Source organism: Sulfuricella sp., from assembly GCF_035531155.1.
Taxonomy (GTDB): Bacteria; Pseudomonadota; Gammaproteobacteria; order Burkholderiales; family Sulfuricellaceae; genus Sulfuricella.
In genome coordinates, this window is record NZ_DATKTK010000043.1 from 25,801 (window position 1) to 38,970 (window position 13,170).

Below are 13,170 nucleotides of genomic sequence, written 5' to 3' on the forward strand. Positions count from 1 at the left end.
TGTAATTAATGCGCGGCCCACTGTACGGTACTTAAATCGACACCTTCCTTGAACATGTCCCACAGTGGAGACATTTCGCGCAAACGGCCGATCTTCGCCTTCACCAGATCAATCGCAAAGTCGATCTCTTCTTCGGTGGTAAAACGACCGATGGTGAAGCGGATCGAGCTGTGCGCCAGTTCGTCGCTGCGGCCCAGGGCGCGCAGCACATAAGAAGGTTCCAGACTCGCGGAAGTACAGGCAGAGCCGCTGGAAACTGCGAGTTCGCGGATCGCCATGATCAGCGATTCACCCTCGACAAAGTTGAAGCTGATGTTGAGGTTATGCGGCACCCGTTGTTCCATGTCGCCATTGACATGCGCTTCCTCGATTTGCGACAGCCCTTTGTAGAGCCGGTCGCGCAGGTAGCGAATGCGCTCGTTCTCGGTGGCCATTTCTTCACGCGCGATGCGGAATGCCTCGCCCATGCCGACGATCTGGTGCGTCGCCAAAGTCCCGGAGCGCAGCCCGCGTTCGTGGCCGCCGCCGTGCATTTGAGCTTCCAGCCGTACGCGCGGCTTCCTCTGCACGTACAGCGCACCGATGCCCTTCGGGCCATAGGTCTTGTGGGCGGAGAAGGACATCAGATCGACCTTAAGTTTGGCCATATCTATCGTCACCTTGCCGGTGGCTTGGGCGGCATCCACATGGAAAAGCACGCCCTTGGCACGGCAAACCTCGCCCAGCGCGGCGATATCCTGAATCACCCCGATCTCGTTGTTGACCAGCATGACAGAGGCGAGAATGGTGTCAGGGCGCAGGACAGCCTTGAATTTCTCCATATCCACCAGGCCGTTTGTTTCCGGCATGAGATAGGTAACTTCGTAGCCCTCGCTCTCGAGGTGGCGCATGGTATCGATCACCGCCTTGTGCTCGGTCATCACCGTGACCAGATGCTTACCCTTTCCCTTGTAAAAGTGCGCGGCACCCTTGATGGCAAGGTTGTTCGATTCGGTTGCGCCCGAGGTCCAGATGATTTCCTTGGGATCGGCACCAACCAGCGCGGCAACCTGCTCGCGCGCCTCCTCAACGGCTCTTTCCGCTTCCCAGCCAAATTCATGGGAGCGGCTCGCCGGGTTGCCGAATTTTTCGGTCAGGTAAGGAATCATTTTTTCTGCCACTCGCGGATCAACCGGCGTAGTTGCGGAATAATCCAGATAAATTGGTTGCTTAATCATTTTTCACTTCTCCACTTTCCAAGTTTTTCTGTTCGCCACGTCCGGTTTAAACCGTATACGGCTCCGCACGAGTTTTAGTTCGTAGCGGATCGGATCCCCTTATGGGGCAACCGCCACCAGCCTTTTCAGACCGAGAATCTCGCCCTGCAGCGCCAGCAAGAACCGCTCGATCTGACTCATTTCATTATCCCTGCCCAAGCTGATGCGCACTGCGCACCGCGCCAGCTCACGCTCGACTCCCATGGCCAGCAATACCGGGCTCGGGTCAGTGCCACCGCTGGAGCAGGCTGACCCGCTCGCCACCGCAAACCCGGCGCGGTCCAGCGCCATCACCAGTGTTTCGCCGTCTATGCCCGGAATGGCAAAATAGCTGGTATTGGCCAAACGCTCGGCGCCATCGCCGAACAGCACCGCACCCATTGTCCGCAAACCCTGGTCCATCCGCTCCCGCATTTGCTGGAGCTTAGGTGGAAGCTCGGTCAGGCGGCTCGTCGCTAGCGCACAAGCTGTACCGAAACCGACGATCGCCGGCACGTTCTCGGTGCCTGCGCGCAAACCCTTCTCATGCTCGCCGCCGGTGATTTGCGGCTTGATATCGAGGCGCTTGTCCAGAACCAGTGCACCAATACCTTTGGGCCCGTATACTTTGTGCGCGGAAATCGTCATTGCATGTACGTTCAACGCAGCAAAATTGACCGGCATCTTGCCCAGCGCCTGCACTGCATCGGTATGGGCCATTGCGCCCACGCCGCGCGCCAGCTCCGCCACCGTCGCCACATCCTGCACCACACCGGTTTCATTATTGGCCAGCATCACCGACACTAGTCCAGTGACTGACTCACGGAGTGCAATTTCCACATCATCCATTTCGAGCCGGCCAGCAACGTCAACCGCCAACCTTCTCACCTTCCAGCCCTGCTCGCGCAATTCTTGCGCCGGCTTGGTCACGCTCGGGTGTTCCACCGCGCTCACCACGACCTGTGAAGGCTGGCACCGCGCCGCCGCACCTTTAATCAGCAGGTTGTTAGCTTCGGTGCCACCGCTAACGAAAACCACCTGCGAAGGATGCGCGCCGACCATGTCTGCCACTTGCTCACGAGCATCGTCCACCGCCTTGCGCGCTACCCGCCCGTACTCGTGGCGACTGGAGGCATTACCGTAATGCTCCAGAAAAAACGGCAGCATCGCCTGCAACACACGCTCGTCGAGCGGCGTAGTGGCGTTGTGGTCAAAGTACGCTGGCAACATCCGCTTTAGTCCCGGCACTACGTCTCGACATAGACTGGGTATTGTCTTTTATCTCTGCCACGCCTACCCCACGTTGCTGCGCCACCAGATGTGCCAACGTAACTGACGCCAGATAGTCGTAAATTTTACCGCTCAGATTAGTCCACAATTCATGGGTCATGCATTCGCGGTCGTCGTGGCAGTTGCCTAGTCCGCCACACTGAGTGGCATCAATCGGCTCATCTACTGCCTTGATGATGTCCGAGACCGCGATATCATCAAGGCTCTTGGCCAGATAATAGCCGCCGCCGGGCCCGCGCACGCTCTCCACCAGAGCATGGCGACGCAGCTTGCCAAACAGCTGTTCCAGGTAAGACAGGGAAATTTTCTGGCGCTCACTGATCCCGGCCAGCGTCACCGGTCCGCCACCCCGACGTAAGGCCAGATCGAGCATTGCGGTTACCGCGAAACGTCCCTTAGTTGTCAGTCGCATATTAATTCCTTCCCATGAAAGTCACGCTGCAACTTTATAATACCTTATTATTTTAGTCAACTATTTTATTCAAATAGTTCGCATCGAAATGATCCTGGGTCGGCGCCAGCGGCTCCATCTCGACTCCCATCTTCTTCAACTGAGCCAGGATCAGTTCGATGCGCTGATCCAGCACCACGGTGTGGTCAAGCAGACCGTGGATCGCCTTGACGACCGGGTCATTCATGTCGGCACTAATGGCATAGGCGGAAAATCCCATCTTCTGAGCCTTGATTTCGCGCATTTCCGCCTGCGTCGGGTCGATAATTCGCGCCGGAATACCCACCGCCGTAGCGCCCGCCGGGACATCCTTCACCACCACCGCATTGGAGCCTACCTTGGCGCCATCGCCGATAAAAATCGGGCCAAGAATCTTGGCGCCGGCACCAACCACCACCCCCTTGCCAAGAGTAGGATGACGCTTGCCCTTGTTCCATGAAGTGCCGCCCAGCGTAACACCATGATAAAGCGTCGAATCATCACCAATCTCGGCGGTCTCGCCGATGACCACGCCCATGCCGTGGTCGATGAACACCCGCCGTCCGATTTGCGCGCCAGGATGGATTTCGATGCCGGTCAACCAGCGCCCCAGGTGCGAAACAAAGCGCGCCAGCCACTTCAGGTTCCAGCACCATAGACGTTGCGCCAGGCGGTGCACCAGCAACGCATGCAGACCCGGGTAGGTAGTCAGCACCTCCCAGGAAGAACGAGCTGCCGGATCCCGCTCGAACACGACCGATATGTCTTCACGCAAATGATCGAACATCACTGGATTCCGAAATATATAAGGAAAATATTATATTCCAGACTCCATTAGTCAACTATGGGTTTTTTCATTTATTTGTGAATTTGTCCACCGAAGTCAAAATCCCACGCAGGATGCTGACCTCTTCCTTCTCTGGGCGCGCCCGTGCAAACAGCCTTCTCAACCGCTGCATCAAGCGCCCTGGGCAAGCTGGATCGAGAAAACCGGTGTCTATCATGGTCCGCTCCAGGTGCTGATAGAACCGCTCCACATCTTCGAAACTGGCGGCCTCCATCGCCTTTGCGGCAGGCGTTTCAGTCGCACCAAGAGAAGCTAGATTCAGCAATGCCATGCGCAGCTCATAAGCCAGGATTTGCACCGCAGAGGCCAGATTCAGCGAGGTAAACTCCGGATTGGCAGGGATGGTGGCGAGCAGTTGGCATTTGTCCAGTTCGGCGTTGGATAGCCCCGACATCTCGGTGCCGAACAGCAGCGCCACTTCCCCTTGGGCAGCAAGCCCGATCATCTGGGACGCCGCTTGATGCGCTGATAGCATTTCGTGGGAAAGATCGCGCCGCCGGGCGGTTACCGCCACGGCGAGTACCGTGCCAGCCAGCGCCTCGTCCAGGGTGGCGCAAACCTGCGCATTTTCCAGCACGTCCGCCGCCCCGGCGGCACGCGCATCCGCGACGGGATCAGGAAAAGCCTTGGGGTTGACCAGATAAAGGCGCTCCAATCCCATCGTCTTCATCGCCCGCGCAGCAGCGCCGATATTGCCTGGGTGGCTGGTGTGACTGAGCACAATGCGAATGTTATTCAGAGCATTGGGTTTCTTCATCCGTAGTTTCCCTTTAAAATAGCGGAGATGCGCTCAGCGTTTTGTTCCTTAAACTTTCCCAGGATAACCCATGCATCCCATGCTCAACACCGCGGTCAAAGCCGCGCGCCGCGCCGGTCAGATCATCAACCGCGCCTCCCAAAACCTGGATTCGCTCACGATCAAACACAAGAGCTTTAATGATTTCGTCAGCGAAGTGGATCAAAAAGCGGAAGATGCCATCAAGGAAGTCCTGCTGGAAGCCTACCCGAAACACGCGATTTTAGCAGAAGAAAGCGGCGCACAGGGCGACTCGGAGTTCCAGTGGATCATCGACCCACTCGACGGCACCACCAACTTCCTCCACGGCTTCCCGCAGTACGCCGTGTCAATCGCCATGCAGCACAAGGGCGTGCTGACCCACGCCGTAATCTACGACCCCAGCCGCAATGACCTGTTCACCGCCTCGCGCGGCGCCGGCGCCTTCCTCAATGACCGCCGGCTCCGTGTCAGCCGCTGCGAATACCTGAAGGATGCCCTGATCGGCACCGGCTTCCCGTTCCGCGATTTCACCCATCTCGACGCCTATCTGGGCATTTTCCGCGAGCTGATGCAGAAAACCGCCGGCCTGCGCCGCCCCGGCTCGGCCGCACTGGACCTGGCCTACACTGCCGCCGGTCGCTTCGACGGCTTCTGGGAATTCGACCTGAAAGCCTGGGATATCGCCGCCGGCGCGCTGATGGTGCAGGAAGCGGGCGGACTGGTGGGAGATTTTCAGGGCGAGCCGGACTACCTGCAAAGCGGCAACATCGTTGCCGGCAACCCTAAAGTGTTCGTGCAACTACTCCAGACCATCGCACCCCATCTGGCGGCAAAGGCAAAATAAAGCCACGCCCCATGAACTCCCCGGAGGATCTGTCCCGGCATACCCCGATGATGCAGCAGTATCTGCGCATCAAGTCGGAACACCCCGACATGCTGTTGTTCTACCGCATGGGGGACTTCTACGAGCTGTTTTTCGATGATGCGGAGAAGGCGGCGCAGTTGCTGGATATCACCCTCACCACCCGCGGCGCGACAGCAGGACAACCGATCAAGATGGCGGGCGTGCCCTACCATGCCGCCGAGCAGTATCTCGCCAAGCTGGTCAAGCTCGGAATGACGGTAGCGATCTGCGAACAGATCGGCGACCCGGCCACTTCCAAAGGCCCGGTCGAGCGCAAGGTGATGCGCATCATCACGCCCGGCACCTTGACCGACGCGGCGCTGCTCGACGAAAAGCAGGACAAACTGCTGCTCGCGCTGGTTCCAGGAAACCAGGTTCTGGGACTGGCCTGGCTCAACCTCGCCAGCGGGCGCTTCAGCGTTGCAGAAATTCGGCCCGACCGCCTCGATGCGACCCTGGAGCGCCTCAAACCGGCGGAAATTCTGCTCCCGGAAGGCTACGCCAATGCCGCACTGGAAAACCTGAAATGTACCCGCAGAACCCTGCCCCCATGGCAGTTCGATTACGATTCGGCTTTGCAAAGACTATGCCGGCAATTCGCCACCCTGGATCTGCAGGGCTTCGGTTGTCATGATCTGCACTGCGCCATCGAGGCCGCGGGCGCCTTGCTGGAATACGCGAAAAGCACCCAGTGCGGTGCGCTGCCACACATCCGCAGCTTGCAGGTCGAGCGTGAGAGCGGTTACGTACTGCTCGACGCCGCCGCCCGGCGCAATCTGGAAATTTCCGAAACCCTGCGCGGCGAACCCTCACCGACACTCTATTCCCTGCTCGACACCACCGCCGGCAGCATGGGCAGTCGCCTGCTGCGCCACTGGCTGCACCATCCTCTGCGCGACCGGGCCGAGCTGCACGACCGGCTCGACGCCATCACCCGGCTGATCGGCGAATCCGGCGCTCCCGCCTACGCGCACGCCCACCAGGGCCTGAAGCAGATCGCCGACATCGAGCGCATCACCGCACGCATCGCACTCAGGTCCGCGCGACCCAGGGATCTTGCCGGTCTGCGCAACAGCCTGCTGGCCTTGCCGCACATCGCCGGGGAAACGGCACTGCTCGACAGCCCGCGCCTGACGCAGCTGGCAAATAAGCTGCATGCGCCGGAAACACTGGTCACCGAGCTAACCCGGGCGATCCAGCCCGAGCCGGCGGCGGTGTTACGCGAAGGCGGCGTTATCGCCACCGGCTACGATGCCGAACTTGACGAACTGCGCGCGATCCAGAGCAACTGCGGCGAGTTCCTGCTGGCCCTCGAAACCAGGGAGCGCGAACGCAGTGGCATCAGTAATCTCAAGGTCGAATACAACCGGGTACACGGCTTTTACATCGAGGTCACGCGCAGTCAGGCCGATGCGGTGCCGGACAATTACCGCCGGCGCCAGACGCTGAAGAACGCGGAACGCTTTATCACGCCGGAGCTGAAGACTTTCGAGGACAAGGCCCTGTCTGCCTCGGAACGGGCGCTGGCGCGTGAGAAAATGCTGTATGAGTTGCTACTGGACAATCTGGCTCCGCACATTCCGGCGCTTCAGGAGATCGCCGCCGCGGTGGCTGAGCTCGACGTGCTGGCTGCGCTTGCCGAACGGGCCGAAACCCTGGGCTGGATCGCGCCTGAATTCACCGACGACGCGATGATAGAAATCACGGGCGGCCGACATCCGGTGGTGGAAGCGCAAACCGCCAATTTCATCGCCAACGACACGCGGCTTTCCCGCACCCGCCAGATGCTGCTGATTACCGGCCCGAACATGGGCGGAAAATCCACCTACATGCGCCAGACCGCACTGATCGTTCTGCTCGCTCACTGCGGCAGCTTCGTACCGGCAGCCAGTGCAAAAATCGGTCCTGTTGACCAGATCTTCACCCGCATCGGCGCCTCCGACGACTTGGCCGGCGGCCGTTCCACCTTCATGGTGGAAATGACTGAAGCGGCCGACATCCTGAACAATGCCACCGAACACAGCCTGGTGCTGCTGGACGAGATCGGGCGTGGCACTTCCACCTTCGACGGCCTCGCCCTGGCTTGGGCAATCGCCCGCCATCTGATCGAAAAGACCCGCTGCCACACCCTGTTCGCCACCCATTATTTCGAGTTGACCCGGCTGAACCAGGAGTTCAGGCAGATCACCAATGTCCACCTCGATGCACTGGAACACCGCGACCACATCGTGTTCCTGCACAGCGTACAGGAAGGCCCGGCAAGCCAGAGCTATGGCCTGCAGGTGGCTCAGCTGGCAGGCGTACCCGCGCCGGTGATCCAGGCGGCGAAAAGACACCTGCTGCAACTGGAGCAGCAAGGCATCAGCAACGGCATTCAGGGGGATTTGTTCGTCGATCCACCGCAAGCTGCGGCGCCTTCGGCGCTGGAAGAAGCGCTGCTTGAGGTTGAGCCCGACGAGCTCAGCCCGAAAGCGGCGCTGGAACTGGTTTACCAACTAAAAAGGATGCTTTGACCCAGGAAAGCAACAAGTAATGAGTAATGGGTGATGTGTAATGAACCCCATCACTCATTACCCCTTACCGATTAGTCATCAATGGTGGTGGCCGTGCTCGCCATGCCCATGGCCATGGGCGAGTTCCTCAGCAGTGGCGGGACGGACGCCCTCAACGGTGCCCTTGAACAGCAGGGTCTGCCCGGCCAGGGGATGGTTTCCATCGATCACCACGCTTTCTGTGGTGATCTCCGTCACCGTGAAGACCAGATCTTCATCCGAACCTTCTGCGCCGGCCTGAAACTGCATGCCGACCTCAATCCCGTCCATCGGGAAAGCATCGCGTGGTTCGACCCGCACCAGTTCGTCCTCATATTCACCAAAGGCGTTTTCCGGATCCAGCGTCACTGCAACGATGCCGCCCTCGGCGACACCTTCCAGCGCTTCCTCCACGGTAGGAAATATCCCGTCATAGCCGCCATGCAGGTAGCTGATAGGTTGATCACTTTTTTCCAGAAGCTTGCCGGTGCTGTCGCTCAATTCGAAACTAAGAGTCACCACCGAGTTTTTTGAAACCTGCATAAACTTACTCCATCACTTTGATTAAATTGATTACCTCGGCTGCGTGACCACGCGGATTTACACCATAGAGCACATGCTTGAGAATGCCATGCTTGTCGATGACGAACGTGGAACGCAATATCCCCATTTTTTTCACACCGTCTTTTTCCTTCTCCTGCCACACGCCATATTTCTCGCACACTTTACCTTCCTCATCCGCCAGCAGACGGACCGACAGGCCATGTTTATCGCGAAAGGCAGCATGGCTGATACAGTCATCCCGGCTCACACCAAGCACAACAGTGTCCAGTCGGGCAAACTCATTGTCCAGATCGCTGAAATCAACGGCCTCGATGGTACAGCCCGGCGTATCGTCTTTCGGATAAAAGTACAGCACGACATTCTTGCCTTTGTACGCAGAGAGTTTGACCATTTCCATATCCGCATCAGGCAAGCTGAATCCGGGGGCAGGATGTCCGACTTGCAGCATAAGAACTCCTTCACAGCACATCCACATTTTAAACGATTTCGCCCGGGTGGGAAGAGACATGCCATAATTAAACCGAGATTACTGGCAGCCTGTCGGCCTTGAAGAATCGAAGCGAAAATTCGGCTGGGCGAGGACAGATTTTGCTGGTTTTGCAGGTCAATAGTCGTTCTATTGACCAAAAAAGCGGCGAAATATGGACCGGTCAGGCGGATTTGCAGCCGATTTCCTTTAAGTCCGACAGGCTGCTAGGGAGGATACCATGGCAGAAAACCCGGAAAAACCCGTTTTGCTGCATAGGCAATTAAACAGCACGGCAGACTATACGGAAGCGCTCGATGTCCTGATCGGCCTCGCCCGGCACCGCTTGCGAATTTTCGATTACAACCTGGACGATGGCGGTTACACCACGTTGCACCGCTATGAGCTACTACGCACTTTTCTGCTAGCAAGCCGTAGTAATCGGCTGGAAATTGTGCTGCATGACATCGACTATCTGACCCGCTTCTGCCCGCGCATACTCAGCCTGTTCAAGCAATTCAGTCACGCCATCACGATCCAGGAAACCACTCCGCAAGCAAAAAGCATCTACGACCCCTTTGCCATTGCCGACGAAGCCTGCTTCTTGCATCGCTTCCATTATGACAATCCACGCGCATTGCTCGCACTCCACGATATTGAAGGTAGCCACGTGCTGATCAAGCGTTTCGAGGAAATCTGGGCAGCATCGGTGCTGGCAATTGCCGCAACGACACTGGGATTATAAATTCATTCAATCGGCATGATGATGCCATGCGCAAGTCTCGCAAGAGTGACGGATCGGCAGGAAACAATCAGCAAAATTAATTATTAACAACAATACATAATAAGACACTAGAATTATTTAATAAACCTGCTAAAATCGCTCAGTCGGTTGGACATCGTTGATGTGGAAGCCGATTTGCATCAATGGTATTTAAATAGTATAAATAAATAGCATTTAGTCAAATCTTAAAACCCAAGTTTTTATAAGGAAATAAAATGAAACATTCCATCCTGCTTGCCGCCCTGCTGGCCCTGACCTTGACCGCTTGCGGCAAAAAAGAAGAAGCTCCTGCTCCTGCTCCTGCTGAAGCCCCTAAAGTCGAAGCTCCCGCTCCCGCTCCTGCCGCTCCTGCTCCTGAAGCTGCGCCTGCTCCTGAAGCTGCGCCTGCCGCTCCTGCTGCACCGGCTGCCGAACCTGAAAAGAAGTAATTCAGGCATTCAGCAAACAAAAAAACCGGCGCTTCGGCGCCGGTTTTTTTGTTGTAACCCACCAAATCTCACTAAAAGACCTGGCGCCAGCCAAACCCCTCCAGTTGATCCGCCACCCCGATCCATTCCTGCTCACAATTTAAAACGCCACTCAATGCAGCCCGGGCAAGCTCCGGTGTATTGTTCTTTTCGCTAAGATGCGCCGCAATCAAGTGCTGTAGCTTGCTGCTGTCCAAGCTCGCCAGCAAGCTGGCCGCCATGCCGTTATCAAGATGGCCAAAACGGCCCGCAACCCGTTGCTTCAGCATTGGCGGATAAGTTCCTTCGCGCAGCATGTCAGAATCATGATTGCATTCCAGCACCAGAGCATCGCAGCCACTCAAAATGGCTTCGATATGTGGCGTGGATCCGCCGGTGTCGGTCAGCACACCCAATCTCCTGCTACCGCTGCTAAAGGCATACTGTACCGGCTCGCGAGCGTCATGAGGAACAGGGAAAGGCTGCACCTCGATCTCGTCCGCCTGAAACGCACTGTGGCCATCAATCAAACGAATATCGGGCAGCGTTTGCGCAAGGGCATGGTTTGTGAAAGTGCCGTGGGTCAGCCACACCGGCAACTCAAACCGGCGCGCAAATCTGACCGCACCGCCGATATGATCGCCATGTTCGTGAGTGATGAGGATGCCGGTAAGGTCTTCCGGCTGCAAGTCGAGGCGCGATAGCCGGGCAACCATTTCCCGGATACCGAAACCGCAGTCGAGAAGCAAGCGGGTTTGCTTGACCTCGACCACCAGTGCATTGCCCCGGCTGCCACTACCCAGGGAAGCGAAACGCATAGACGCGCCTCGCTGGGTTATTTCAATTGCTCTAAAAGCAAGTTGAGAATTTTGGTTGCAGTCTCGGAGTTTTCGACCGCACCGTCCTTGTTCAAAATATTGACCGCACTACCCTCGCTCGTGGCCATAACCTGAATACGGTACTGCTCCAGCTTGTCCTTGTCCTTTTCCTTGTCTTTGCCATCGCCTTTCCAGAAGGCCAGCTTGGACATAAAACCTTTTTCTTCTTTCTTGCCGTCAATATCGGGGTCAACATAGCGAACGAAATATAGCCCCTTGGAGCGGTCGCGGTCTACCACGGTAAAACCAACCCGGTCAAGAGCCAGCCCGACGCTACGCCAAGCGCGATCAAATGTGTCGTATAGCGTGAGACTGCCCGCACCTTCCTGAGTGCGCGTCACCTTGGCCCGCTCGCGCTTGCCATCCGCCACCATCATGGACTGGGAACGCACCTCCTCGACTCCGAAGCGCACCATCAAGCGACGCAACATGTCGGCCTCGAGCTCCGGATCGGCCGGGCGTGGCTGCCACACTGTCCGGTTACCGCCATCGCCACCTTCGATCACTTCATACATGCCGCGGTGGCTGATATAGATTTCCGCGGTACCCTGCTCCGCACCGCGTTCCAGTCGGGTGCGGAATTTATCGCGTTCGGCGGTGGAATAAAGTCCATCCATGACTTTACTCAACACGCTGCGAATCGCATCCTGGGGAATCTTGGCGCGGTTTTCCGCCCAGTCAGTTTCCATCACGCCGGATTCCGGCACTTCCAATTTTATGAGGAAACCATTTTCCTGCCAGAACTCCTTGACCACCGGCCATACCTGCTCCGGTGTGGCATTCACCACCAGCCAGCGCTGCGAGCCTGCACGCTCCACTCTGACCTTGTCCTGAGATGGCAATAGGTTGGATGTCGCCGTTGCGGTCTGTGGCTGGCCCGCCCTTTCCTTGTTGTACACCGACAAGGTGGCACTGCCCTGCGGGCTGACATCAGGCACGGCAAAACGGTTATCCGCCGTCGGCGAAGTCAGGTCGGGAGGAATTTCCAGCGGAGGAAGCTTGCCTGCCGACTTGTAGTCAATCTTCTTGCCTTCCAGCAAGGACGTCGAACCGCAACCCGCCATTAACGCGACCGCTGTTATCACCACAAATGAAGATAAGAACCTGTTATTCATAGTCACCTTAAATAATTGATTGCAGCACGCCGGCCTGGCGCATAGCCTGTTTCAAAACGTCGTGATGAATAGCGGAGAGCGGGGTTAGCGGCAGGCGAATGCCCTCGCCAATCAATCCCATCTGCGCCACCACCCATTTAACCGGAATCGGATTAGCTTCGACAAACAGCTTCTGGTGCAAGCCCAACAATTTGTTATTGATGACGCGTGCCGCAGCCGGATCACCCCTGAATGCCGCCTCACACATTTCATGCATCAAACGTGGCGCCACGTTGCTGGTCACTGAGATTACGCCATGGCAGCCGAGCAGCAACAAAGCCAAGCCGCTGCCATCGTCACCGCTGTATACGGCGAAATCCTGCGGTGCGCGCAGCAACAGGTCGCTGCCGCGCTCGATATTGCCGGTTGCATCCTTGATGCCGACGATGTTGGGAATCTGCGCCAACCGCAACACTGTGTCGTTCAGCAGGTCGCAAGCGGTGCGGCCCGGCACGTTATAAAGAATCTGCGGGATGTCCACCGCCTCGGCAATTGCCTTGAAGTGACGGTACAATCCTTCCTGAGTGGGCTTGTTATAGTACGGCGTAACCAACAAACTGTAGTCCGCGCCGGCCGCCTTGGCACAGGTTGTCAGCTCGATCGCTTCGCTGGTTGAGTTGGCGCCGGTTCCGGCAATCACTGGAATGTGACCGGCCACCTGATCCACCACGGTGCGGATCAGCAGGCAATGCTCATCGAAATTCACCGTCGGGGATTCGCCCGTGGTGCCGACGACGACGATGCCGTCGGTCCCTTCTGCCAAGTGAAAATCCACCAGCGCACGCAAACGATCCAGATCCAGACTGCCATCATCGTGCATCGGCGTAACGATCGCGACCAGACTGCCTTTAAGCATGAAATTT

14 protein-coding genes are annotated in these 13,170 nt (G+C 57.4%); 4 read left to right on the forward strand and 10 right to left on the reverse strand.

Features of this window, described 5'->3' with window-relative positions:
• Positions 1–5: 5 nt before the first annotated feature.
• The 5 genes from VMV64_RS09125 to trmJ all read right to left on the reverse strand — a co-directional run bounded on the left by VMV64_RS09125 (position 6) and on the right by trmJ (position 4,559).
• Positions 6–1,217 carry an IscS subfamily cysteine desulfurase gene (locus VMV64_RS09125; RefSeq protein WP_325329647.1) on the reverse strand — a complete coding sequence of 404 codons (1,212 nt, stop codon included), beginning with the start codon at positions 1,215–1,217 and terminating at the stop codon, positions 6–8.
• Positions 1,218–1,316: 99 nt separating this feature from the next.
• Complete coding sequence (locus tag VMV64_RS09130) at positions 1,317–2,465, reverse strand: cysteine desulfurase family protein (RefSeq protein ID WP_325329648.1); 1,149 nt, start codon at positions 2,463–2,465, stop codon at positions 1,317–1,319.
• On the reverse strand, positions 2,446–2,937 hold the full coding sequence (gene iscR, locus VMV64_RS09135) for a Fe-S cluster assembly transcriptional regulator IscR (protein WP_325329649.1): 492 nt from the start codon (positions 2,935–2,937) through the stop codon (positions 2,446–2,448). The genes VMV64_RS09130 and iscR overlap by 20 nt, the downstream gene beginning before the upstream one ends.
• A gap of 52 nt (positions 2,938–2,989) precedes the next feature.
• Positions 2,990–3,742, reverse strand: a complete 753-nt coding sequence (gene cysE, locus VMV64_RS09140) for a serine O-acetyltransferase (RefSeq protein ID WP_325329650.1) — start codon at positions 3,740–3,742, stop codon at positions 2,990–2,992.
• 67 nt (positions 3,743–3,809) lie between these two features.
• Positions 3,810–4,559, reverse strand: a complete 750-nt coding sequence (gene trmJ / locus VMV64_RS09145) for a tRNA (cytosine(32)/uridine(32)-2'-O)-methyltransferase TrmJ (protein ID WP_325329651.1) — start codon at positions 4,557–4,559, stop codon at positions 3,810–3,812.
• A 70-nt stretch (positions 4,560–4,629) separates the two neighbouring features.
• Here trmJ and VMV64_RS09150 point away from each other — a divergent pair, with 70 nt between their 5' ends.
• Both VMV64_RS09150 and mutS read left to right on the forward strand, forming a co-directional pair.
• On the forward strand, positions 4,630–5,424 hold the full coding sequence (locus tag VMV64_RS09150; RefSeq protein WP_325329652.1) for an inositol monophosphatase family protein: 795 nt from the start codon (positions 4,630–4,632) through the stop codon (positions 5,422–5,424).
• A gap of 11 nt (positions 5,425–5,435) precedes the next feature.
• Positions 5,436–7,997 (forward strand): DNA mismatch repair protein MutS, encoded by a 2,562-nt coding sequence (gene mutS, locus VMV64_RS09155; RefSeq protein ID WP_325329653.1) that lies wholly within the window; start codon positions 5,436–5,438, stop codon positions 7,995–7,997.
• Positions 7,998–8,075: 78 nt separating this feature from the next.
• On the opposite strand, the gene VMV64_RS09160 is transcribed toward mutS, so the two are convergent.
• Positions 8,076–8,558 carry a peptidylprolyl isomerase gene (locus VMV64_RS09160; protein WP_325329654.1) on the reverse strand — a complete coding sequence of 161 codons (483 nt, stop codon included), beginning with the start codon at positions 8,556–8,558 and terminating at the stop codon, positions 8,076–8,078.
• A 4-nt stretch (positions 8,559–8,562) separates the two neighbouring features.
• The gene (locus VMV64_RS09165; RefSeq protein ID WP_325329655.1) at positions 8,563–9,027 is read right to left on the reverse strand and encodes a peroxiredoxin; all 465 of its coding nucleotides are present in this window, start codon (positions 9,025–9,027) and stop codon (positions 8,563–8,565) included.
• A gap of 259 nt (positions 9,028–9,286) precedes the next feature.
• Here VMV64_RS09165 and VMV64_RS09170 point away from each other — a divergent pair, with 259 nt between their 5' ends.
• Both VMV64_RS09170 and VMV64_RS09175 read left to right on the forward strand, forming a co-directional pair.
• Positions 9,287–9,790 carry a hypothetical protein gene (locus VMV64_RS09170; RefSeq protein WP_325329656.1) on the forward strand — a complete coding sequence of 168 codons (504 nt, stop codon included), beginning with the start codon at positions 9,287–9,289 and terminating at the stop codon, positions 9,788–9,790.
• 254 nt (positions 9,791–10,044) lie between these two features.
• The gene (locus tag VMV64_RS09175; RefSeq protein ID WP_325329657.1) at positions 10,045–10,257 is read left to right on the forward strand and encodes a hypothetical protein; all 213 of its coding nucleotides are present in this window, start codon (positions 10,045–10,047) and stop codon (positions 10,255–10,257) included.
• Between the two features lie 71 nt (positions 10,258–10,328).
• Here the strand turns inward: VMV64_RS09175 and VMV64_RS09180 are convergent, their stop codons facing one another.
• Genes VMV64_RS09180 through dapA form a run of 3 tightly spaced genes read right to left on the reverse strand, consistent with a single transcriptional unit; the run spans position 10,329 to position 13,163 of the window.
• A complete protein-coding gene (locus VMV64_RS09180; protein ID WP_325329658.1) occupies positions 10,329–11,093 on the reverse strand; it encodes an MBL fold metallo-hydrolase in 765 nt (254 codons plus the stop codon).
• Between the two features lie 17 nt (positions 11,094–11,110).
• On the reverse strand, positions 11,111–12,268 hold the full coding sequence (bamC, locus tag VMV64_RS09185; protein WP_325329659.1) for an outer membrane protein assembly factor BamC: 1,158 nt from the start codon (positions 12,266–12,268) through the stop codon (positions 11,111–11,113).
• Between the two features lie 7 nt (positions 12,269–12,275).
• The gene (dapA, locus tag VMV64_RS09190; RefSeq protein ID WP_325329660.1) at positions 12,276–13,163 is read right to left on the reverse strand and encodes a 4-hydroxy-tetrahydrodipicolinate synthase; all 888 of its coding nucleotides are present in this window, start codon (positions 13,161–13,163) and stop codon (positions 12,276–12,278) included.
• Between the last annotated feature and the right edge of the window lie 7 nt (positions 13,164–13,170).